We start from the raw sequence: 24,527 nt of genomic DNA, 5'->3' as shown, positions 1-24,527 counted from the left end.
TCTTTTCTTTTAAACAGTTTTTAATTTTTGCTTACTCGGTAACGGAAACGTTTCTGTTAACGAGGGTCTGAGTTTTTATAGCAATTGCTTTTTCTGCCAGTTTATTTTTTCCTGCTCTGATTTCGAAGATATAATCGCCATCTTCCAGGGATGCGAGGTTATAGCGTGCTTCGAAGCGCAGTGTAGAAGGCAGTATTTCGCGGTGCAGTGTGTTATTGAAATTGTCTTTAATGTAAAGCGTCAGCTTTTCGTTGCCCGGATTATCAACAGACAATTGAAATAACAGTTGATCTTTCTGTAATTGTGTAATATGAACGTTGAAAGATTCAACAGGAGCAACGGCTGCAGGTTTTTCGCTGGTACGTCTTTCTACATTATAAGCAAATGTGGTAGACTGAGCGGCGGCATGCAGGATGGGTAACAGAATAGTAACAAATAATAACAATGCTGCTTTGGGTGCTAAAAAAACAAAACGTAAGTGTTTCATGACTTTATTTTTTTTATTGTGTTCATCTTTTTAAATGAGGGCGGTATTAGCTAATACAATGGTGCCTTATGATTTCGATGCAAATCTCCGACGACAGGATTAACAGAACATTACGCCTTTGTTAAAATAATGTGAGTATTTAGGGGACTTGTTCGGCATTCATTCCCTATTTTTGCAGCGTTTATGGAAGCAGTAACAATAAAAAATAATCGGCCGGTGGCCATTTGGCTATATATCGGCGTGGGCATGTTGATAGTGCAGGTTTTACTGGGTGGAATCACCCGTTTAACCGGATCCGGGTTATCCATTACAGAATGGCAGCCGCTGTTAGGCGCGTTTCCTCCTACAAACGAAGCTGCCTGGCAACGCGCATTTGAAGGATACAAGGAAATTGCGCAATATAAATATGTAAATAACCATTTTACATTATCTGATTTTAAATTTATCTTCTTCTGGGAGTGGTTGCACCGCGACTGGGCCCGGTTAATGGCGCTGGTATTTATTGTACCATTCATCTATTTTATTATTCAGAAGAAGATTAACAAAAGTATGATCAATCCTATGATCATATTATTTGTACTGGGCGGCCTGCAGGGATTGATAGGATGGGTAATGGTGATGAGCGGGCTGAACGAAGAGAATTTATATGTTAACCACATCCGTTTGGCGATTCACTTCATTTCTGCTTTGGTGCTACTGTGTTATGTGTTTTGGTTTGCATTGAAACTGAGTGTGCGCGATGAAGAAATATTAGCGGTGCCAACATTAAAGAAACTGAATATCACCTTATTGATATTATTGGTGGTACAATTGGTATATGGCGCATTCATGGCAGGATTGCATACCGCTTTGGTGGCTAATACCTGGCCGGATATCAATGGAGCCTGGGTACCAGCCAACATGTTCTCACAGGGCGGTTTCCTGGCAGATATTGCGCATAATCCTATTACCATTCAATTTATACACCGCGGACTTGCCTACCTGATAACATTACTTATTGCTATTTGGTGGTGGAAATCAGCACAAACCCATAACCATAGCCAGTTACATATGATTCGTTACCTGCCACTGCTGTTGGTTTTATTACAGGTATTGCTGGGCGTATTGACCTTGTTAAACAGCCAGGTTAAAATTCCAATTAGTTACGGTATACTGCACCAGGGCGTTGGTATGTTATTATTGCTGTCATTGATATGGACACTTTTCCTGAGTAGGGGAAAGCAGCAGGCATAAGTGCTAAAGCACCTGTAAACAAAGTAAAAAGCTATTAAAGCAAATGACCAGGGCGGGTATTCAAATTTACTCATTCGCCCTGGTCATTTGCTTTAATAGCTTTTTGCATTTTGCTTTGCGCTTTATGCTTCAGGAGAAATTCCTTCGCGGCAAGGCTCATAAATCCGTAAATTTTCCGTAGGTTTATTTGCAATAATCGTCTGATGAAGGTGAAGTTATTATTGATAAAAACTTACTATTCTTTCCCTATACAGCTACTGCTCCTGCATTTCAGGAAGTACCAGGTGTTACTTATTTTTTGGGTGATACTCTTTAGCACCATCAATGGCGGTTTCGCCAAGGTGTTTGGCGGAGATGCGCTGTACCTGGCGCCGGAGTACCTGGGTAAAGTAAACTTCTATAGTACTACGATATTAGGATTAGCCACCGGTATGTTTATCATGAGTTGGCAAATCACCACTTTTATTTTGCATACAGGCCGTTTCAAGTTTCTGGCCACCACTTCCCAGCCTTTTTTCCGTTATTGTTTGAATAACGCGATTATCCCACTGGTTTTCATTCTCAGTACGCTTTACCGCGGATGGGAATATCAGCGATATGAACAGTTGAGCGATATTCCGGATATTCTGTTGCTGGGAGAGGGTTTCATCTGTGGGGTATTGTTTATTTTTTTCTTCTGCTTTTTTTATTTTTTTAATGCAGATAAGAATATTGGTCGTCGTTTGGAAAAGCGATTCGGCAATCCACGCAACTTTCTGCGGATGATTATGAAGCCCACACAGGAACCAGACGAAAATGCGTTGCCAGTACACAACTACTTTTCCACTCCGTGGCGCATTCGCAGAGCCAGGAACGTAGACCACTATAATAAACATTACCTTGACAGCATCCTGAAGCAACATCACTTTGCCGCCATGATCACCGTGGGCTGCTCCCTCATTTTCCTGGTGATACTGGCCTATATGATGGACTATGATGTATTCAGGATCCCTGCGGGCGCCAGTGTGCTCATCTTTTTCGCTTTCCTTATCGGGGTGGCCGGCGCCTATTCGTATATGCTGCAAACCTGGTCTATTCCTATTTTGCTGGTAATGCTGTTTGGCCTGAACTGGATGGTAGAACACAACTGGGTAGATAACCGGAACAAAGCCTATGGCCTGAATTACCGGCAAAAGAAGGATCGCCCGGAATATAGTGTGGCTGCATTACAACAGTTTTTTACGAGAGAGAAATATGAGGCAGACAAGAAGCAGGGGATTCAGATTTTAGAGAAATGGAGAAAGAAGTTTCCGGCTAATAAAAAGCCACCATTGATTGTCATGAATTTCAGTGGGGGAGGAAGTCGGTCTGCCACCTGGAGCGTGAACGTGCTGCAGCGGCTGGATAGCTTACTACACGGGCATTTGATGGAACATACCGTATTAATGACCGGCGCATCCGGTGGTATGTTGGGAGCCAGCTATTTCCGGGAATTGTATTACGAGCAGCAACAGGGGAAGCCCATCCGGCTTTCTAATCCGGTATATACCGAAAGGGTATCGATGGACTTGCTCAATTCGGTGTTTACTTCCATGGCGGTAAATGATTTTATTACGCCATGGCGAAGCTTTTCCATTGGGAAAAATCAGTACGCAAAAGACAGAGGCTATGCTTTTGAAAGACAACTGAACGAGCATACCGACAATATATTGGATAAAACGCTGCAAGAATACCGGCAGCCGGAGGCAAATGCAGAGATTCCCATGCTGATATGGAATGCAACGATCAACGCCGATGGTCGTCGCCTGATGATTTCACCGCAGCCAATCAGTTATTTGTGTAGTCCACAGTACCTATATCCAACCCGGCAGGTGAGAGATATTGATGGGGTTGATTTTGCGCAATACTTTGCTGCACAAGATGCTATGGACCTACGGGTCACCAGCGCTATCCGGATGTGTGCCACCTTCCCTTATGTATTGCCCAATGCGTTTTTACCCAGCAATCCTATTGTAGATGTGATGGATGCCGGTATCCGTGATAACTTCGGTCAGCAAACCACTTTGCGATACCTCTATACCTTTAGCAAATGGATCGATGAAAACACCAGCGGGGTGGTGTATATACAGATACGCGATACCCGTAAGAACGATATTTCCCCTATCAAGAAAACGAAAGATCTCAGCGACCTGTTATTTGAACCATTATTTACGATGCAGCAACACTGGAGCGCCATGCAGGATTTCGACCAGGATGATTTGCTGAATTATATGGAAGGATACTTCCCAGATAAGTTCCACCGCATTATTTTCCAGTATGTACCACAGAAAACAGATAAGGCAGCGGCGTTGTCGTGGCACCTTACTTCCCGCGAAAAATTAGACATTGCCCACGCACTTGATAACCCGGCCAATCAGAGCGCATTGGATTACGTGGTGAAGCTGCTGGAGAACCAATAAATTATTGTTGTAAAAATTTCAGCAGTGACGCGATGAACTGCGTATATGCTTCAATGTGGGGAAGATGCCCCACACCTTCAATAGGCACCAGTGTGGCGTGTGGAATTTTTTTGGCAGCATTATTCCCCAGTGTAGGGTAGTCGCCTAACGTTTTGCGCACTTCCGGCGAAACAGCCGCTTTCCCAAGGGCGGTGCGGTCGCGTTGCCCAATGATGAGCAGGGTAGGAGCCGCTATATTTTCAAATTCATATAATACGGACTGGGTAAAAATCATGTCATAGGTTAAAGCGGCGTTCCAGGCTACTGTGGAATAATCAGGATTACTGATCCAGCTGGCCTGAAGCTGTGCCCATTTATCATAAGCAGGAGACCACTTACCGGCGTAATAGCTGTCCATCATGTATTGTTTAATTTTTTCGTAAGACTGCTGTAGTTCTGCTTTATACCATTTATCTATTGACTGATAGGGTACTTTTACTTTCCAATCTTCCAGGCCGATAGGATTTTCCAGTATGAGCTTTTCTGTCATTTCGGGATACATCAGTGCAAAGCGGGTGGCGAGCATACCTCCCATAGAATGCCCCAATACAGCGGCTTTGGTGATTTCCAATGTATCGAGCAGGGCCTTGGTGTTTTGAGCCAGTTGTTGGAAAGTATATTGGAAATGTGCTGGTTTGGAGGATTTACCGAAACCGATCTGATCAGGTATAATTACGCGAAAGCCATTATTGCTGAGGTCTGCTGCCGTGCTGTCCCAGTAGGCGCCGCAAAAATTTTTGCCGTGCAGGAGAACAATGGTTTTGCCATTTGGTTTAGAAGGTTGTACATCCATATAAGCCATTTTGAGCTGTTGCCCTTGTATATGGAGTGATAGAAAATGTACCGGAAAGGGATATTTATATTGAGAGAGGGTGATATCCTGGCCAGGCATTTGTTGAGCAACCACAGGGGTATAAATAATTGTAAAACAGGCGATTATTAGGGTGTATATGTATTTTATCATCTTTAACGGATTAAGCGGTGAGAACGTTGTGGACGAAACAAAATTGACGCCACAAAGCGGTGGGGTTGTCATGTTGGCTTATAATTAATTGTAAATCAATGGCTGTCAGTGTCTTATGAGATATAAATGCAGTGTGACTAAATGATTACATTTATTTAAAACGTGTTTCCTTCATTCTCGCTATGTTTTCGTACCTTTGCGCCTTCTTTTTGTAGCTATTAGCGTAAATTTTGTTAATGGCTGATAGCTAAAGATTTAAGCATATGAACATTCGTAATATCGCAATCATTGCACACGTAGACCATGGTAAAACTACCCTGGTTGACAAAATCCTTCATCAGACCAATGTATTCCGGGCTAACCAGGAATCGGGCGAGCTGATCATGGATAGTAACGATCTTGAAAGAGAACGTGGTATCACCATCTTCAGTAAGAACGCTTCTGTTGAGTATAAGGGGACCAAAATCAACGTTATTGATACTCCAGGCCACGCCGACTTTGGTGGTGAAGTGGAAAGAGTATTGAAAATGGCCGATGGTGTTATCCTGTTAGTGGATGCTTTCGAAGGGCCGATGCCGCAAACGCGTTTTGTGTTGCAGAAAGCCTTACAGCTGCACCTGAAGCCAATTGTTGTTATCAATAAAGTTGATAAAGCAAACTGCCGTCCTGATGAAGTACACGATGCTGTTTTTGAATTGTTCTTTAACCTGGATGCTACAGAAGATCAGTTGAACTTCCCAACTTTCTATGGTTCCGGTAAAAATGGCTGGTTCAACAGTTCATTAGAACAAAGCGAAGATATTACGCCGCTGATGGATGGTATCCTGCAATATGTGCCAGAACCTAAAACACCAGAAGGCAACCTGCAAATGCAGATCACTTCCCTGGATTACTCTTCTTTCCTTGGCCGTATTGCGGTAGGTAAAGTTGCCCGTGCTTCCATCGAAGAAGGTCAGTGGATTACTTTAATGCAGGCGGATGGTACTAATAAAAAGCAGAAAGTACGTGAGTTATACATCTTTGAAGCGTTAGGTAAAAGAAAAGTAACAAAAGTATTTGCTGGTGATATTTGCGCGGTAGTAGGTATTGAAGGTTTCAACATTGGTGATACTATTGCTGATGCAGAAGAACCAGAAGCATTACCTGTTATCAGTGTAGATGAGCCAACCATGAACATGTTGTTTGGTATTAACAACTCTCCATTCTTTGGTAAGGATGGTAAGTTTGTTACTTCCCGCCACCTGCGTGATCGTTTAACAAAAGAAACTGAAAAGAACCTGGCACTCCGTGTAATGGATTCTGACAGTGCTGATAGCTTCATGGTATATGGTCGTGGTATCCTGCACTTAGGTGTATTGATTGAGACCATGCGTCGTGAGGGTTACGAGTTGACCGTTGGTCAGCCGCAAGTAATTGTGAAGCATGTAGATGGAAAAAAATGCGAACCGTACGAAACCCTCGTGGTTGACGTTCCGCAGGAATTTGCCAGCAAAGTAATTGACCTGGTAACCCGCCGTAAAGGTGAAATGCTGATCATGGAAACCAAGGGTGAAATGCAACACCTGGAATTTGAAATTCCTTCCCGTGGTTTGATTGGTTTGCGTACACAGATGCTCACAGCTACTGCTGGTGAAGCGGTAATGGCGCACCGATTTAATGATTACAAACCATGGAAAGGTGCTATCCCAGGCCGTAACAATGGTGTGTTGATTGCGAAAGAAGCTGGTACTACTACTGGTTACTCTCTCGATAAACTGCAGGATAGAGGATCTTTCTTCGTTGATCCGGGAGAAGAAGTGTACAAGGGTATGATCATTGGTGAAACCAACAAACCAGGTGACCTGGTGGTGAATCCAAACGAAGGAAAGAAACTGACCAACATGCGTGCGAGCGGAACTGATGGTGCGGCTAACATTGCACCTAAGATTCTGATGACACTGGAAGAATGTATGGAGTATATCCAGCATGATGAGTGTATTGAAGTTACACCTAACTTCATCCGTATGCGTAAAGTTATCCTGGATGAGGAAGAGCGTAAGAGAACAGCTAAGAGCATGAAAGCAGAAGCTTAATTGCTTTGTAAGATAAACTAGTGAAAAAAGAAAAACCCGCTCCGATTACCGGAGCGGGTTTTTCTTTTTCGGGGTTAAGGGTCAAAAAAATCCCCGCCCAGGACAAGGCAGGGATGTGCATACTAACCCAATGCTTACTAAAACTAAAACTAACTTCTGTGTATATCTTTAAAGTAAGATTTAATCAAAATGTTTCTGACAACGTTCAAAAAGCGATCACTTATTCAGCGTCTTGCTTTTCCTGGATCTTCACTTTAATCTTCGTTTCTATTTCTGCTGCCAGTTCAGGATTATCGTTCAGCAGTTGTTTTACTGCATCACGGCCCTGACCTAATTTATTGGTATCATAGCTAAACCAGCTACCACTTTTCTGGATCACACCATATTCAACCCCCATGTCAATGATCTCACCCATTTTGGAAACACCCTGACCATAGATGATATCAAATTCAGCCTGGCGGAATGGTGGAGCTACTTTATTCTTTACAACTTTTACTTTCACGCGGTTACCAACTGCTTCGTCACCATCTTTTATCTGGCTCATACGGCGTATGTCGAGCCTTACAGATGCGTAGAACTTCAGCGCATTACCACCAGTGGTTGTTTCAGGGTTACCGAACATCACACCTATCTTTTCACGTAATTGGTTAATAAATATGCAGCAGCAATTTGTTTTGGAGATGGTGGCGGTTAACTTACGCAGCGCCTGTGACATCAAACGGGCTTGTAATCCCATTTTGCTTTCACCCATTTCACCTTCCAACTCGCTTTTTGGTACCAGGGCAGCTACGGAGTCAATTACTACTACATCTACTGCTCCGGAAAGGATCAGACGATCTGCGATTTCCAGTGCCTGCTCACCATGGTCCGGTTGTGATATCAACAGGGAATCTACGTCTACTCCCAGTCTTCTTGCGTAAGAGCTATCAAAAGCATGCTCCGCATCTATAATGGCGCAGATACCACCTTTCTTTTGTGCTTCTGCAATAGTATGTATGGCGATAGTGGTTTTACCGGAAGACTCAGGTCCATATATCTCGATAATTCTTCCTTTCGGTAAACCTCCAATTCCAAGTGCAATATCAAGCCCCAGAGACCCGGTGGAAATAACTTCCATAGGTGCTTCTGCTTTTTCTCCCATCATCATCACAGATCCCTTACCGAAATCTTTCTCAATCTTGTCCATTGTGAGGCGCAGGGCCTTCAGTTTTTCTGCATTGGCTGTAGACATATCATTAATGTTTTTACAAATTTAAAAGATAGCTGATCACAATTAGAAAGCATGTTAATTGGATTGCTAAGTTATAACCTAATTTTTTATTTTCCTAAATTTTTTAGCAATTTCTTTTAAATGCTAAATTAAATAGTATTCGCTTTTATATCTTGTTGATTACCCACGTTTGCTGCTTAACAGCTTCATCTTTAAAGGATAACCCCCAACGACATAACAAAGATGCAATCCCATTACGCATTGAATGTGCGTATCAACAAACCCGCTCAAAAAAATTATACATCTCCGGAAATGAGAATTCTACTGCATTTTTAAAAAGCGTAGTTATACGCTTGAGTATCAGCGTAGAATGTTTGACTTTTGTATTGTCAAGTTTAGTTGTTGAAAGTTAATCCCCCTACTGTTTGTTAAGATTGTTTGTTAGCCTGCCTTGTGGCCTTGCATCCAATGTGTGTGAGTGATACAGTGAAGTGGTCCAGGTTAAACCCCAAAAATTTTTTTGGCCATTCTATCTATATACTGTTCTCCCCGTTCCCTGTTGGTTAATTCAGCAGGGAACAGGGAAATAGAATGGCTATTAACCCCTATTTTACTAAGAACCAGCAGGCTACCAGCTGTGAAGTAATACCAATCAGGAAACCAATATATATTTCGCGCGGGGTATGGGCATCCAGCACCATCCGGGCAGTAGCTACTACGGCTGCGACAAAGAAAGTAATAACCAGGGGTACTGTAACATTCATATGCATTCCCCACATCAACGACAGTAAAAAACCAATCACGCCACCCCAGCCTACTGTATGCATGCTGGTTTTGATAAAGTTATTAGAGATAAACGAAATGGAGACGCTGATAAAAACGCCCAGGAAGAAAGCGGTGTAGAACTTAGGCGCCCGACCCTCCTGTAAAAAAGTATAAAATGCCCAGAAGTAATACGTGATCATCGCTACATAAGGAATAATCCTGTCGCGCTGCGTTTTCATATATACAGAGGACACAAACTTCAAAGCTTTAGCCAGTAACATGGTCAGTACCGGAAAACCAATACTGATAATGGCTACCCTGAAATATAGCATGTCAAAGGCAAAACGCTTGCTGATAGACTTAAACGCCACCATATATTCCGGGATCGACTCCAGCACTAAAAACGTTACCAGCAGCGGAATGAACAGCGGATGTGTAAGGTAGGAAATGACCTGGGCCAGTGATCTCATTACGGGTGAAAACTCCGGCGCCGCCTCTAAATTTCCGTTCCGGTCTAAAACTGCATGTTCTTGCATGGTATCGTGCTTATAATTCTTTACGTAAACGGGCTACCGGTATATTCAGCTGCTCCCTGTATTTGGCCACCGTACGGCGGGCAATATTGTATCCTTTGTCTTGCAACATCTTCGTCAGATTTTCATCACTCAGCGGCTTACGCTTGTTTTCCGCCTCTATCAGATCTGATAAAATCTTCTTTACCTCTCTTGTAGATACTTCTTCTCCGCTGTCGGTAGACAAAGATTCAGAGAAGAAAAATTTCAGCTTAAAGGTACCAAACTCCGTTTGCACATACTTGCTGTTGGCCACCCGGCTTACCGTGGAAATATCCAGCTGCGTACGATCCGCGATATCTTTCAGGATCATTGGCTTCATCGTGGTTTCATCTCCCGTAAGGAAAAATTCGCGCTGATAATCCATGATAGACTCCATGGTAGACAATAGCGTATGTTGCCGTTGCTTAATAGCATCTATAAACCATTTGGCGGCATCGATTTTTTGCTTGATAAATAATACGGCTTCTTTCTGACGCTTATCCTTTTTATCCCCACGGTCATATTCTTTCAGCATTTCCCGGTAACCACCGGAAATACGCAGGTCGGGTGCATTGCGGGAATTCAGGGTGAGCTCCAGTTTGCCGGCATTATTTAAGATGAAGAAGTCGGGCAGTACATAGCTTTCCGCTTTATTCAGCGTGGCAAAATTACCACCTGGTTTAGGCGTTAGCTTAATAATTTGTGTGATGGCTTCTTTCAGGCCTTCATCGGTCAGACTCAGCGCCTTCTGTATTTTCTCGTAGTGCTTCTTGGTAAACTCATCGAAGTAGTTCTCCAGGATAAGATAGGCATTGTGTACGCCTTCATCGTCCTGGGATTTGCGTTTCAGCTGCAGGAGTAAGCATTCTTTCAGGTCAGTGGCGCAAACGCCAGCCGGATCGAAATCCTGTATTTTTTTTATCAGCGAGTAAATCTCTTCTTCTGTGGTATCAATGTTCTGTGAAAAAGACAGGTCATCTACCATAGAGCTGACTTCCCTGCGCAAGTACCCATCATCATCAATACTACCAATGATATGTTCTGCAATAGCATTCTGGTGGTCATCCAGTTCCAGCATGCCCAGCTGACTCAGTAAATGTTCATGGAAGGAAGTTTCCACCCGGATAGGAATGGTTTTATTGCTTTCATCCGGGTCGGGGTAGTTGTCATCGCGCAATTTATAATCCGCCACATCATCATCTCCCTCACTTACATATTCAGAAATATCTATATTGTCGTATTCATTTTCGCTGCCATCCGGTTCAAATTCATCCTCTTCAGCGGGGCTTTCAAACTCGTCCTGCTCCTTAAACTCATCTTCTCCGGCTTCTTCACCGTATTCGAGGGCCGGGTTTTCTTCCAGTTCTTCTTTTATTCTTTCTTCCAGATTGACAGTAGGTACCTGCAGCAATTTCATAAGCTGAATTTGCTGAGGTGAAAGCTTCTGTAATAATTTTTGCTGTTGTGTCTGCTTTAGCATAATTGTTTCCCAGGGGGCAAAATTTTAACAGAGCGGTTAGCTTTAGTGTTTAGCTTTTAGTAGATCAACAACATATCGTCTCTGCTACATTTACTAATAGTTAACAGCTAATGGCTAACAGCTATAAGTCCAGTTCCAATTGCTCCGGCAACAAACGGAATGTTTTACGATGGTACGGTGTATCACCAAATTCCCGTATTGCATCACGGTGTTGCCTGGTCGGATAACCTTTATTCACATCCCAGCCAAAATGAGGATATGTGGCATGTAACTGCTGCATATATTCATCCCGGTAGGTTTTGGCCAGAACGGAAGCTGCTGCAATGGAGGCATATATACCATCTCCCTGTATAATACAGGCATGTGGTGTATTGCCGTATGCATAAAAGCGGTTACCATCCACCAGTATGAACTCCGGTTGCTGCTGTAGCTTCTCCAATGCCAGATGCATGGCTTTGAAAGAAGCTTTTAATATATTTATCTTGTCTATTTCTATGTTATCCACACTGGCCACTGCATAGCAAATGGCTTTTTCCTCTATCACGGTCCGTAGTTTCTCCCGGTCTGCTGCTTTCATCTGTTTAGAATCATTGAGCAATGGGTGTCTGAATTTCCGGGGCAATATTACTGCCGCCGCAAATACAGGACCCGCCAGGCATCCTCTTCCGGCTTCATCACAGCCGGCTTCTGTTAATAATTCCTGATGATAAGAAAGTAGCAAATCCTGATATATTAAGCCGGGTAAAATTACAAGATTAATGTACAAGGAACAAGGATTGTAGAATTTTGAAGGAATACTGCAGTATTGCCCTTAATCCTTTTTAAACAGATCTTTGAAGTTCTGTTTGAAATCCGTCCACTCCTTATCAGATTTTTTCATCAGCTGATCCGCTGCCACCCGGGTGCTATCCCAGGTTTCTGCACTGCTGTTTTTTACATCCTGTAGCTTCTTGTTCATCTCTGCTTTCAAAGTTTCCAGCTTTTTACGGGCTGTTTCACTTTTTTCATCTCCATCTTTTTTCAATTCGGCCGTGGTCTGGTCGATATCCTTAATCCTTTCGCGGATAGCATCTTCCGCCAGTTTCTTTTGCTCAGACAAATAATCGCCGGTATTACTGGCAGCAGATTTTAACTCATCACCTGCTTTTTGCAGATTTTCTTTTACATCTTCCTTTTTTTCCTGCTGACTGCTACTTTCATTGCAGGCGAAAAATGCGGCGAGGCCTATTATTAAAAATATTTTTTTCATGCTGCAATCGTTTTTTTTCAAGGTAATAAAATATTGGCATAGCCTATAGGCATTTCCCCTTATCAAAACATATTCCAGTTTTTGACATGGTGCCGGTATCATATAAAAATAATTATCAGATAACTATGCCATTGGTCCCTATACCTGTGCCTGTTAACGAAAAATTGGCTAGGTTTGAGGTCCTTAAAAACAAAACCTGACTTAATATGAGAAAAAAATTACTGGTTTTGCTCTTATTGCTTAGCGTAAGTATCAAGTGGGCTAAAGCTGACGAGGGCATGTGGCTTCCTTATTTATTGGGGCAGCAAACCTACAATGACATGGTCAAGAAAGGGCTGAAGCTCACCAAAGAGCAGCTGTATAGCATCAACAAAGCTTCCCTCAAAGATGCCATTGTTATTTTTGGTGGTGGATGTACGGGAGAAATTGTAAGCAATGAAGGCCTCATCTTCACCAATCACCACTGCGGATACGGCGCTATTGCAGCCGCCAGCTCTGTGGAACATAACTACCTGAAAAATGGTTTCTACGCAAAAAGCAAACAGGAGGAAATCGCTTCTTCCCAGCTGTCAGTGCAATTCCTGGTAAAAGTGGATGACGTAACCAAACAGGTGGAAGATGCTGTAAAAGGCCTGGATGGCGCAGAAAGAGCAAAAAAAGAACAACAGGCATATAGCGAAATCATCGCTAAAGCCACTGAAAATACCAACTACGAGGCTAAAGTAATACCTATGTTCAAAGGCAACCAGTACCTCCTGTTTGTTTACGAACGCTATAAAGATATCCGCCTGGTAGGAACTCCTCCTGAAAGCGTGGGTAAATTCGGTGGTGACACCGATAACTGGGAATGGCCCCGTCATACCGGCGACTTTTCCATTTTCCGTGTATATACCAGCAAAGATGGTAAGCCTGCTCCTTATGCGGCTGATAACGTTCCCCTGAAGCCTAAACACTTCCTGCCGGTATCTATCAAAGGCGTAAAGGAAAATGATTATGCCATGATTTTTGGCTACCCCGGTGGTACCAATCGCTATGAAACCTCTTATGGCGTTCAGCTGAAAACAGCCATCGAGAATCCATACCTGGTAAACCTGAGAGATGTAAGACTGAAAGCTATGTTTGAGCAAATGAAGAAAGATCCTGCGGTAAAACTGCAATTGGCTTCTTCTTATGCCGGCATCGCAAACTACTGGAAATTCTTCGATGGTGAAACCAAACAACTCGAAAAACACGGTGTTCTGGCCGATAAACAAAAACAGGAAGCTGCTTTTGCCAAATGGGCACAGGACAAACCAGAGTTTGCCAATATTCTCCGCGACTACGAAGCATCTTATAAATCATGGACGCCATACGCTAAACAACGCGTTTACCTGAATGAAGGTATCCTCGGCTCCCCGGTGGCCTCTTTTGCAGGTACCCTGATGGCCGTGGAAAGAGCACTGGTAACCCCGGGCGCACCTAAAGATGCAGTAAAACAAGCCATAGAAGCAGCTGATAAAGCAAGAACCACTTTCCTGGAAGGCGAAAATAAACCCAGTGATCAGAAAATTCTTGCCGCTACCTGCCGCATGTACTATACCGACATCGCTAAAGATCAGCAACCAGCTGGCTTTTACGAAGGCCTGAAAGCAAAATATGGTAGCCTGGACGACGACAATACCTTCCGTACCTGGGCCGCTGCAGTAATGAACAATACCTTCATTTTTGATGATGCCAAATGGAAAGCATTTGTTGCTAACCCGGATGCAGTAACCCTGCAGAATGATCCGGCATTTGCTTACGCAGGCACATTCATTAAGAATTATATCGGCAAATACCTGCCGTTATATAACCAGTTCATCGCTAAAAACAATGACCTGGGCCGCGCTTACCTGAAAGGCGTCATGCAGATGAGCCCTAACGCCAACAGATATCCGGATGCCAACTTTACCATGCGCTTGTCTTATGGCCAGGTAAAACCATACGCTCCACGTGATGCTGTACACTACGACTACGTTACTACCATGAAAGGCGTAATTGAGAAATATGTACCGGGCGATTACGAATTTGATCTGCCTGCAAACTATGTGGATCTCTACAACAAAAAAGACTTTGGTCAGTATAAAGACGCCCGCAAAAATGATATCGTAGTAGGTTTCATTACCACCAACGACATCACTGGTGGTAACTCCGGCTCTCCTGTGATCAATGCTAACGGAGAACTGATTGGTCTTGCTTTCGATGGTAACTACGAAGCATTGAGCCACAAAATCCAGTTCGATTCCGAATACAACCGTACTATCTGTGTAGATGTACGCTATGTATTATGGTGCATCGAAAAACTGGGTGGTGCCAAAAATATTATCAATGAGCTGAAGCTGGTAAAGTAATCCGGTAGTCAGTAATAAAAGATTTCCCGTGTCGGTTATACCGGCACGGGATTTTTTTGTCCCCTATATTCTGTTAAATGGCAAACTTTTTTTTGATCGGGATGTTATCCGGATAAGCCCTTGTTCAAAACCATTTAACAACCGTGCATGCATAAACGAATTTTACGCGTTGCCATCTTTTTAATCACATGCTGTTGTACTGCCAGCTATACATATGCCTGGTCACTTGCTCCTGCAAGACAAGACAGCACTGCAAAAGATTCTTCTGTACCGAAGGTGATAGGTTTTATTAAGAAGATCTCTTTTGGCGGCGTTTTTCAGGCCCGCTATACCGGCTCTTTAGTGAAAGATGTAGACGTTAATGGCGTACACCAGCCTAACACGGACGAAGTAGTACGGAATAGCTTTAGTATCAAGCGGGCGCGTTTACAGGCAAAAGCGCAGGTAAGCGACCGGTTTACAGCAGCGATACTGATAAACCTGGCTGAATTTTCCGGCGATACCAAAGGGAAGGTGCTGGAAAATGCGTATATCTCTTACCGTTGGAATGATGCAGTCAACTTTACCATCGGGCAGTTCAGACCCTCCTTCGGATTGGAAGACTTGTTCCCGGTAGACATTATCCAATCCATGGATTTCTCCAATCAATACTATGCCTTTGGCAGCAATGGCTGGCAGAGCTTCCAGATAGGCGTATCTATGTTTGGCGCCTTTAATAAAGAGAGTAAAGTGCCTATGAAGTATGCCCTCTCCGTGGTGAATGGCAATAACCGCAACCAGCCATCAGACAATGATAATGGTAAGCTGGGTACTGCCCGGCTGGAATTTGGAGACATGAATAAAATATCGCTGGGACTAAATGGCGGATTTGGTGCTGTAAAACGACAGAGCGTATATGCGTTAGGGATAGATGTCAGCGGCGTAATTCCCCTGTCGCCCAAATGGGATTTGCAGTTGCAGTCGGAATATAAACAGGGGAATAACCATCAGCTGTATTATGCCCTGCCGGATAGCTTGCGCAAAGGTGGTGTGGGTAACTACATCATGAATGGAGTTTATGTATTGCCCAACTTCCGGTATAAGATTAATTATCATAAACTGACGTCTATTGAGGTGTCAATGCGATATGAATATTTTAATGAAGATCATAAGAATAACGGAAATGTCCGCCGGTCTTACATTCCTATGGTGGGCCTGGCTTTTCTGAAAGATTATGGAGGGCGTATTCAGTTAGGAATGCAAATAGATCAGTACAATAAAGATATTTCAGGAACCAAAACGCATAACAGCAATCTCCTGATTGCACAGGTACAATGTAGATTTTAAAGGCAATTTTTATGAAGGAAATTAAATATCCGCAACTATTAATTACCCTGGCTTTTGGCCTGCTGATCTGGTTTATACCGCCACCGGCCGGAGTAAAGCCAGAGGCCTGGCATCTGTTGGCTATTTTTCTGGCCACTATTGTTGGTATTATCATGAAAGCGGCCAGTATGGGTACGATGTCGATGATAGCCATCACGCTGGTAGCCGTTTCCGGGGTGCTGGCACCGGGAGCCCCGGCTAAGTCTATTGCGCTGGCACTCAGCAGCTTTGGCGACAAAGTGATATGGTTGATCGGTATTTCTTTTTTCATTGCCCGTGGATTTATTAAAACAGGATTAGGTAAGCGGATTGCTTACCTGTTTATCCGGGTATTTGGACGGAGTTCATTGGGCTTAGCTTATGGTCTGGGGCTGGCAGACCTTGTATTGGCACCTGCGGTACCCAGCAATACGGCCAGGGGCGGAGGGATTATTTATCCCATTATGAAATCTATGGCCATCAACTTTGGTTCTATACCAGAAGAGCCGGCCACGCATCGCAAGTTAGGCGGGTATCTGACATTAAACAGCTATAACATGAACCTTATTACTTCTTCCATGTTTTTAACTGGTACCGCCAGTAATCCCATGTGTCAGAAGTTTGCGAAAAATATGGGAATTGATATTTCCTGGATGTCTTGGTTTACGGCCGCTATAGTACCGGCCATTGCGTCTGTCATTCTGGTGCCCTGGATTTTGTATAAAATATATCCGCCGGAGTTAAAATCAACCGGTGATGCGCCGGCAATGGCTGCGGAGAAGTTAAAAGAGATGGGACCGGTACATAGAAATGAATGGCTGATGCTTCTCGCGTTTGTTATTCTCTTGTTCCTGTGGATTACCGGAGATCTTTTTGGTATTGATGCAACTACTACTGCCTTAATAGGACTGGTATTCCTGCTGATATCCCAGGTGCTTACCTGGGAAGATGTGAAGTCGGAAAAAGGCGCCTGGGATACCATCGTGTGGTTTTCAGCCCTGGTAATGATGGCCAGTTTTTTAAATACACTGGGTTTTATTCCCTGGTTCAGTGATCTGATGAAGCAACAGGTGGGTGGCATGAAATGGACGATTGCCTTTCCAATTATTGTGCTGGTATATTTCTATAGCCATTACATTTTTGCCAGTGCTACTGCCCACGTGGCGGCCATGTATGCTGCTTTCCTGGGAGTGGGTATTTCTGTAGGGATACCAGGCACGTTGCTGGCGCTGGTATTGGGATTCTGCGGCGGGATATTCGGCACATTAACGCATTATGGACATGGTCCGGCGCCGGTATTTTTCGGCAGCACTTATGTAGATCTGAAAGACTGGTGGAAATGTGGGTTTGTGTTAAGCGTGGTATTAATCATTATATGGATGGGACTGGGCGGGATTTGGTGGAAAGTATTGGGTATCTGGTAAACGTATCGCTAAAAATATTTTTATGGGTCAATGGAAGCAGCAAACATTATCCAGGAAAAACTGGATGGCATTTACAGGGTTATTTCTCTGCTTTTTCCTGGTGATACACCTGGCCGGTAATCTACAATTGTTTTTGCCGGCAGAAAGGGCGCATACGCAGTTTAACCTGTACTCCCATATCCTTTCGGATAATATCATTATCAAAGTGATTTCCTATGTACTCTTTGCCAGTATTATCGGGCATGTGGTGTATGCTATCATTATTACGATGGCCAATAACCGCGCCAGCAAAGTTAAATATCATTATGATCGCAGAGGGGCTGTGAGTAAGTGGTACAGCCGTAATATGGGGCTCCTGGGTACCATTATTTTTATTTTCCTGGTACTTCATCTGAAAGATTTCTGGTACATGTACAAATTTGGCAATCTGCCGCTGGATGCTAATGGACATAAGGATTTATACATCCTGGTGGTGAGCGTTTACAGCGAGTTATGGTACGTGATATTATATGTGATTTGTATGGTAGCGCTCTGTTATCACTTATTGCACGGCTTCTTCAGTGCAGCCCGCACATTAGGACTTTATCATCCGCGGTATGCGCATTGGGTCAGAGTGTTTGGCTGGATATTTAGTATTGGCATCAGTGCTGGATTCGCGGCAATGCCCATTTATGTTCATTTCTTAAAATAGTTGGTTATGCTGGACGCAAAAATACCGGGTGGCCCACTGGAAGACAAGTGGAGTTATTACAAAGCACATGCAAAGCTGGTAAATCCGGCCAATAGGAAGAAGCTGAATGTAATTGTGGTAGGAACGGGGTTGGCGGGCAGTTCTATTGCCGCTTCGCTGGGAGAGATGGGATATAACGTGAAGAGTTTTTGTTTCCAGGATACGCCCCGGAGGGCGCATTCTGTGGCAGCGCAGGGAGGCGTGAATGCCTGTAAAAATTACAAGAATGATGGTGACAGTGTATATCGTATGTTTTATGATACCATTAAAGGGGGCGATTTCCGGGCCAGGGAAGGCAATGTATACCGTATGGCAGAATGCAGTGCTAACCTGATTGATCAGGCCGTGGCACAGGGTGTTCCTTTCGGCCGTGAGTATGGCGGATACCTGAATAACCGGTCTTTCGGTGGGGTACAGGTTTCGCGTACTTTCTATGCACGGGGGCAAACCGGGCAACAGCTTTTGCTGGGTTCCTATCAGGCGCTTATGCGGCAGGTGGGGGCGGGTACGGTGCAATTGTTTGCCCGTCATGAAATGCTCGATCTGGTAGTGGTAGATGGAAAAGCGAAAGGCGTGGTTGTGCGTAACATGGATACCGGGGAACTGGAGCGCCATGGCGCACATGCAGTGGTATTGGCAACCGGTGGATTCGGTAAAATTTATTACCTGTCTACGCTGGCGATGGGCTGCAATGGTTCTGCCATCTGGCGGGCGCATAAAAGAGGGGCTTATATGGCTAATCCCAGTTGGACCCAAATTCATCCTACCAGCCTGCCACAGTCGGGGGAATACCAGTCAAAGCTCACATTGATGTCGGAGTCCCTGCGAAACGACGGACGTATCTGGGTCCCCCAAAAAGAAAGGGAAGAACGGGAGCCGAACCAGATCCCGGAAGAGGAAAGAGATTATTACCTGGAGAGAAGATATCCCGCCTTTGGCAACCTGTCTCCCCGTGATATCGCCTCCCGTGCCGCCAAAGAGCGGATAGATGCGGGTTATGGCATAGGGCCGCTAAAAAATGCGGTGTATCTCGATTTCTCAAAAGCCATTAAGGATCAGGGAGAAGATACGATTCGTAAAAAGTATGGCAACCTGTTTCGCATGTACGAAAAAATTACCGGAGTAGATGCGTACAAGGAGCCGATGCGTATTTCTCCGGCAGCGCATTTTTCTATGGGTGGATTATGGGTGGATTATGAGTTGATGACCACCATCCCTGGATTGTTTGCTTTGGGAGAAGCCAACTTCGCTGACCATGGGGCCAATCGGTTAGGCGCCAATTCTCTCTTGCAGGCCTGTGTTGACGGCTATTTTATTGCGCCCTACACCATGGCCAACTACCTCGCAGAGGAGATAAAAACGGGGCCTATAGATATCAGGAATGCGGCATTTGCGGCGGCAGAGGAAAATGTGCAGGAGCAATTGAAAAGATTAATGGGCATACAGGGCAATCTAAGTGCAGATTATTTCCATAAAACATTGGGGAAGATCTTATACGATAAATGTGGTTTAAGCCGGTCGAAGGAAGGACTGGAAGCGGCTATCAAAGAGATAGCGGCATTACGGGAGGAGTTCTGGCAGCGGTTATACGTTCCAGGTGGATATGCTATCAATACAGAGTTGGAGAAGGCCGGGAGGGTAGCCGATTACCTGGAGTTGGGAGAGCTGATGTGTTATGATGCACTTGCCCGTGATGAATCCTGTGGCGCACATTTCCGGGTAGAACACCAAACGCCGGAAGGGGAGGCGATGCGCAATGACCAGGATTTTTCTTTTATATCTGCCTGGGAATGGGAGGGCGCAAACAAGCCACCATTATTACACAAAGAGCCTTTGCATTTCGAATTTGTAACACCTTCAGTAAGAAGCTACAAATAACTTAAACTAACGGTTATGCGTATACGATTAAAAATATGGCGGCAGGAAAACCAGCAGGAACCTGGGAAAATGGTGAATTATACTTTGGAAGATATTAACCCGCATATGTCTTTCCTGGAAATGCTGGATACGCTTAATGAGCAATTGTTGCAGGAAGGCACGCGCCCGGTGGAGTTTGATCACGACTGCCGCGAGGGCATTTGCGGACAATGTGGTGTAATGATTAACGGGCGTGCGCATGGTCCGTTAGTGAATACTACCACCTGTCAGTTACATATGCGTACGTTCAGAGATAATGAGGAAATTGTAATAGAACCATTCCGGGCTACTGCTTTTCCGGTAAAATGTGATTTGAAAATAGATCGTACGGCGTTTGACCGGGTGATACAATCTGGTGGATTTATCTCTGTAAATACAGGACAGGCGCCGGAAGCCAACGATATGCCGATAGGTTCGCCGGTGGCGGAAGCGGCCTTTGATGCCGCCGCTTGCATTGGTTGCGGCGCCTGTGTAGCAGTATGTAAAAATTCCAGTGCGGCCCTATTTACCAGTGCAAAAATATCGCACCTGGTGCTGTTGCCGCAAGGAAAAATAGAAGCGGAAGAAAGGGTGAGAAAAATGGTAGATCAGATGGACAAGGAAGGCTTTGGTCACTGCAGTAATACGGAAGCGTGTGAAGCTGAATGTCCGCAGCAAATATCCGTGCTGCACATTGCCCGCATGAACTATGAGTATAACAAAGCGCAGGTGCTGAAAAAGTAAAATTCTCTTTTCATATGTCCGTACACGTAATACTACTTATTTTAAAAATAAGTTAGGATACTTGTCTTTTTTTGAAAATTACGTCGTAAATTTGCGTCCGTTTGAATACCGAAATATGCTGTTGCTGAAATGAGTTGCAATTGCAATAGTGTTAACCCCGGTGAATATTTGTTAACAGGGCTTGTGACCCCCCAAAAAAAGAATTAATAAGATGAAAATTAGAATGTTTGTAGCAGCTATTATGCTGTTGATAACAGCCATGACGGCCTGTTCCCCTAATCAAAAAGAAAACACTACTGAAGTAGTAACCGGTAATGCTGGTAACTTCCTGATTATTAAAGGACACGGTTTTAGTGAAGACAAAAACCAGAACAAAGTAATCTTTGGAACGGTGCCTGCGCAGGTGTTGCGGGCAGAATCGAACTATTTGCTGGTACAGGTACCTGTACAGAAAGTAGCTACTGTACCCGTAGTGGTAACGGTTGGAGACAATATCTCTAACGCCATGATGTTTGCCTATCATCCTAAGTTGGTAGCAGCCAGCTTTTAAAAGAGTGTGAGTTAAATGTAATGGGTAGAGGTCTTTTAAGATCATCTACCCATTCTGTTTTAATTCAGTTTTTTTGCCTACACTTGCTGTATGTACAAAGAGATACGGCCTCATCATTTATTAAGTAATTATATAGACGCCTATTGGGTAAGCGCGGTAACGTCGCTTGGCCAGCAGCGCATCTTGCCGGATACTTGTGCAGATATTATATTTAATATTGGGGAAGAAGTGATTACCATTGATAATGGTGATAAAATTGCGCCACATACCGCTTTTGCAGTAGGTACTATGACTGCTTTCCAGGACTCACTGATAGCAGCAGGTACGCAATTGTTGGGTATACGGTTTCGCCCGGGTGGCTTGTATGCCTTTATCGGTTTGCCGTTACAATTGATTACGGATGCACACCTGCCATTAAAGGAAATGGCGGGGAATTGGCATGCCCTGTTGGAACCCTTACTGGCAAAGGAAATTTCGTTGCCGGCAAAAATACATTGCCTGGAGAAATTCCTGTTGCAACAATTACCGGAAAAGAAAATCATCACTGAAAGTATGCACCACGGTATTGCGTTAATTCAGCAATCCAAAGGTAACGTAGCCGTTGAAACGCTGGCTGCCGCAGTATTTATGAGCCCCCGTAATTTTGAAAGACATTTCCTGCAAGCAGTAGGAGTGTCCGCAAAAAAATTTTCGCGCATTGTGCGTTTTATTACCATCAAGCAGCAGTTGAAAAGAAACGGGCATACGCCGTTGTTATCGCTGGCATTAGAGAATGGATTTTATGATCATGCACATCTCACACGTGAGTTTAGTGCATTTTCCGGTGTGAGCCCTACTACATATTTGCAGCGCATTAATCCGGTATTAGCCGCAAAGAGCTTGTAATTACATCATTGTCGTTTTTATACAAACAACATTTTTCGGGGTTCTCTACCTTTATTGATGAGTGATAAAGCACCTTTTTTATGCAACAACGATTAACATTAATAACGCTGGGCGTGCGTGACCTTTCGCGTGCATTACAATTTTATGAACAGGGCCTGGGCTGGAAAAAATCTGCTGCCAGTAACGAGCATATCGCATTTTTTTCGCTGGGAGGAATACTGTTTTCGCTTTACTCGCGGGAGAGCTTAGCAGAAGATGCACTTCAGCCGGCCGAAGGAACAGGATTTAGCGGCATCACGCTGGCTTATAATACCAGGAGCAGGGAAGAGGTAGATGAAGTGTTACAACTTGCCGCCAGGGCGGGAGCTGAGATCGTTAAATCGGCCCGGGAAGTTTTCTGGGGTGGCTATAGCGGCTATTTCCGTGATCCGGAAGGCCATTTATTTGAAGTAGCACACAACCCATTCTGGGAATTGAATGAGCGGGGGGAAGTAGTATTGCCTGCATAATACCGGAGAGTAAAATATAATGGCAGCCAATAACGGGATGTTACTGGCTGCCATTACTTTTATATACAGTTGATTATTTATCCTGCATACCAAACATGAGGATAATTTTCCCGTCTTTATACAGGTTGAGTGTTTGATCCGCTACATCATAGTGGTAGGTATTGTCGCTCAGCAGTTTGATGAATTCGGTTTCACGACGCATCGCGGCGGCATCGGGGCAGGCCATACGGGTGCTGATGACCTGGGAGAATTTGATGTCGTCTTTTGTAGCATTGTAGCCGCCGGAAATGCTGTTGCATCCGCCTTTGCCATGAAAGCGATTTTTGTTGGTGTCGAATTCTACCCACATACCTGCATTGGTAAGTGTAGCATCATTCATTTTAATCACGTTCCATTTTTTGCTGGCAATGAATGCCCATTGCTTGCTATCGGGAGCAGCGGCATCATCTTTTGCTTCCGTAGAAAACTGCATCACGGCTTTACCATTTTGAGAAAGGGTTACTACGTCTCCATCTACAGAATAGGTGAAGCTATGTCCGCCCAGCAGTTGCTGGAATGCGCTTTCACGACGCATCACATCCGCATCGGGGCAAGCCATCATGGTGCTTACGCCACGGGTGAAAGTGATTTTATTACCAACCATAGTGTAACCACCGGAGATGCCATTGCATCCACCTTTACCATGATAGTTTTTCTTTTTGGCATCCAGTTCAATCCACACACCGGAGTTGCTGATACTTTCATCGTTGAGTTGTGTCAGTGTCAGTTTCTTGCCGGTAATGCCTTTATTACCGGTATTACCAGCGGCTCCGCCTTTAGGCTGCAAGCTGAATTGCATCACTGTTTTACCGTTTTGAACCAGGTTTAGGGTGCTACCTACTACTTCATATCTGAAGGTTTGGTCGTCCAAATGCTGTTGGAAAGCTCCTTCCCGTTGCATGATATCTCTATCCGGGCATGCCATCAGTGTACCTGCCATTTTGCTGAAGGTAATGTTGCTACCTGCAGTAGAGAAGCTTCCCATGGTGCGGTTACAGCCGGCATTACCGGAAACACGTTTGTTGGTGGCATCAAATTCCAGCCAGGTTTTACCATCAGCAATGTTGGCGTCATCCATTTGAACCAGTACCCATCTTTTGTCGATAATAGCTGTTAACTGGCTGCTGGTACGGATTCTCTTTTTTTCCAACACTTTTGTTAAAGTGTATTTAATATTAGGCGCATCTGCCGGTGGATTTTTCACCGGGGTAATTCTTACTCTCAATTTATAACGATAACCGGGAACGTATTTAAAGCCGTTAATATTGGTGTATAAATTGGACCAGTCTGCGTCATTAACGCCTTTTATCTGCAAACACTCCATAGGCGCCACTCCTGTGCAGGGCTCCTTGGTTTCTTTCACATAGATCACCTGCGTTTTTGCAGATGCTGGCTTGTTTTGAACGGGGGCCATGAAAGTGGTGGCGAGCGTGATGGCTAATTCGAATAGCATAAAATATAGATTTTAATAAATAACAACAAAAGGAACGATCAGGTTTTATCTTTTGTTACAACAATCCATATTTTTCAAAAACGCTGCCAGACT

Annotated in this window: 20 protein-coding genes; 12 read left to right on the top strand and 8 right to left on the bottom strand. The window is 44.2% G+C overall.

The window, feature by feature from the left end; translation table 11 throughout:
- Positions 1-31: 31 nt before the first annotated feature.
- The gene (locus AC5ZC7_RS29025) at positions 32-487 is read right to left on the bottom strand and encodes a hypothetical protein (protein ID WP_496160908.1); all 456 of its coding nucleotides are present in this window, start codon (positions 485-487) and stop codon (positions 32-34) included.
- A 216-nt stretch (positions 488-703) separates the two neighbouring features.
- On the opposite strand from AC5ZC7_RS29025, the gene AC5ZC7_RS29020 reads away from it, so the two are divergent.
- Positions 704-1,720, top strand: coding sequence for a COX15/CtaA family protein (locus AC5ZC7_RS29020; RefSeq protein WP_496160907.1), 1,017 nt, complete (start codon positions 704-706; stop codon positions 1,718-1,720).
- A gap of 203 nt (positions 1,721-1,923) precedes the next feature.
- Complete coding sequence (locus tag AC5ZC7_RS29015) at positions 1,924-4,158, top strand: patatin-like phospholipase family protein (protein ID WP_496160906.1); 2,235 nt, start codon at positions 1,924-1,926, stop codon at positions 4,156-4,158.
- Position 4,159: 1 nt separating this feature from the next.
- Here AC5ZC7_RS29015 and AC5ZC7_RS29010 read toward each other — a convergent pair whose 3' ends face one another.
- Positions 4,160-5,104, bottom strand: coding sequence for an alpha/beta fold hydrolase (locus AC5ZC7_RS29010; protein WP_511911288.1), 945 nt, complete (start codon positions 5,102-5,104; stop codon positions 4,160-4,162).
- Positions 5,105-5,424: 320 nt separating this feature from the next.
- Here AC5ZC7_RS29010 and typA point away from each other — a divergent pair, with 320 nt between their 5' ends.
- Positions 5,425-7,233 (top strand): translational GTPase TypA, encoded by a 1,809-nt coding sequence (typA, locus tag AC5ZC7_RS29005; RefSeq protein WP_496160905.1) that lies wholly within the window; start codon positions 5,425-5,427, stop codon positions 7,231-7,233.
- A gap of 220 nt (positions 7,234-7,453) precedes the next feature.
- Here the strand turns inward: typA and recA are convergent, their stop codons facing one another.
- From recA to AC5ZC7_RS28980, 5 genes are all read right to left on the bottom strand, one after another.
- Entirely contained in the window at positions 7,454-8,464 is a 1,011-nt protein-coding gene (recA, locus tag AC5ZC7_RS29000) for a recombinase RecA (protein WP_496160904.1), read from the bottom strand.
- A gap of 584 nt (positions 8,465-9,048) precedes the next feature.
- Positions 9,049-9,744: a hypothetical protein gene (locus AC5ZC7_RS28995; RefSeq protein WP_496160903.1), complete on the bottom strand. Its 696-nt coding sequence runs from the start codon at positions 9,742-9,744 to the stop codon at positions 9,049-9,051.
- Between the two features lie 10 nt (positions 9,745-9,754).
- Positions 9,755-11,179, bottom strand: coding sequence for an RNA polymerase factor sigma-54 (gene rpoN / locus AC5ZC7_RS28990; protein ID WP_511911287.1), 1,425 nt, complete (start codon positions 11,177-11,179; stop codon positions 9,755-9,757).
- Between the two features lie 184 nt (positions 11,180-11,363).
- Positions 11,364-11,963, bottom strand: coding sequence for a ribonuclease HII (rnhB, locus tag AC5ZC7_RS28985; protein WP_496160901.1), 600 nt, complete (start codon positions 11,961-11,963; stop codon positions 11,364-11,366).
- Positions 11,964-12,053: 90 nt separating this feature from the next.
- Positions 12,054-12,491 carry a hypothetical protein gene (locus tag AC5ZC7_RS28980; RefSeq protein ID WP_496160900.1) on the bottom strand — a complete coding sequence of 146 codons (438 nt, stop codon included), beginning with the start codon at positions 12,489-12,491 and terminating at the stop codon, positions 12,054-12,056.
- Positions 12,492-12,697: 206 nt separating this feature from the next.
- On the opposite strand from AC5ZC7_RS28980, the gene AC5ZC7_RS28975 reads away from it, so the two are divergent.
- From AC5ZC7_RS28975 to AC5ZC7_RS28935, 9 genes are all read left to right on the top strand, one after another.
- Entirely contained in the window at positions 12,698-14,860 is a 2,163-nt protein-coding gene (locus AC5ZC7_RS28975; RefSeq protein ID WP_496160899.1) for a S46 family peptidase, read from the top strand.
- Positions 14,861-15,007: 147 nt separating this feature from the next.
- On the top strand, positions 15,008-16,186 hold the full coding sequence (locus AC5ZC7_RS28970) for a porin (RefSeq protein WP_496160898.1): 1,179 nt from the start codon (positions 15,008-15,010) through the stop codon (positions 16,184-16,186).
- Between the two features lie 11 nt (positions 16,187-16,197).
- Positions 16,198-17,628 (top strand): DASS family sodium-coupled anion symporter, encoded by a 1,431-nt coding sequence (locus AC5ZC7_RS28965; RefSeq protein WP_496160897.1) that lies wholly within the window; start codon positions 16,198-16,200, stop codon positions 17,626-17,628.
- Positions 17,629-17,650: 22 nt separating this feature from the next.
- Complete coding sequence (locus tag AC5ZC7_RS28960) at positions 17,651-18,319, top strand: succinate dehydrogenase cytochrome b subunit (RefSeq protein ID WP_496160896.1); 669 nt, start codon at positions 17,651-17,653, stop codon at positions 18,317-18,319.
- A 6-nt stretch (positions 18,320-18,325) separates the two neighbouring features.
- A complete protein-coding gene (locus AC5ZC7_RS28955; RefSeq protein WP_496160895.1) occupies positions 18,326-20,236 on the top strand; it encodes a fumarate reductase/succinate dehydrogenase flavoprotein subunit in 1,911 nt (636 codons plus the stop codon).
- 15 nt (positions 20,237-20,251) lie between these two features.
- On the top strand, positions 20,252-20,998 hold the full coding sequence (locus tag AC5ZC7_RS28950) for a succinate dehydrogenase/fumarate reductase iron-sulfur subunit (RefSeq protein ID WP_496160894.1): 747 nt from the start codon (positions 20,252-20,254) through the stop codon (positions 20,996-20,998).
- 211 nt (positions 20,999-21,209) lie between these two features.
- Complete coding sequence (locus AC5ZC7_RS28945; RefSeq protein ID WP_496160893.1) at positions 21,210-21,548, top strand: IPT/TIG domain-containing protein; 339 nt, start codon at positions 21,210-21,212, stop codon at positions 21,546-21,548.
- Positions 21,549-21,638: 90 nt separating this feature from the next.
- Positions 21,639-22,433, top strand: a complete 795-nt coding sequence (locus AC5ZC7_RS28940) for a DUF6597 domain-containing transcriptional factor (protein ID WP_496160892.1) — start codon at positions 21,639-21,641, stop codon at positions 22,431-22,433.
- A gap of 80 nt (positions 22,434-22,513) precedes the next feature.
- Positions 22,514-22,942 (top strand): VOC family protein, encoded by a 429-nt coding sequence (locus tag AC5ZC7_RS28935; RefSeq protein WP_496160891.1) that lies wholly within the window; start codon positions 22,514-22,516, stop codon positions 22,940-22,942.
- 73 nt (positions 22,943-23,015) lie between these two features.
- Here AC5ZC7_RS28935 and AC5ZC7_RS28930 read toward each other — a convergent pair whose 3' ends face one another.
- A complete protein-coding gene (locus AC5ZC7_RS28930) occupies positions 23,016-24,434 on the bottom strand; it encodes an META domain-containing protein (protein ID WP_496160890.1) in 1,419 nt (472 codons plus the stop codon).
- Positions 24,435-24,527 lie beyond the last annotated feature (93 nt).

The sequence above is a fragment of the Chitinophaga sp. 9-1-y genome, assembly GCF_059511905.2.
The sequence above is the reverse complement of the archived record's forward strand: the minus strand, read 5'-3'. Positions and strand labels throughout refer to the sequence as shown.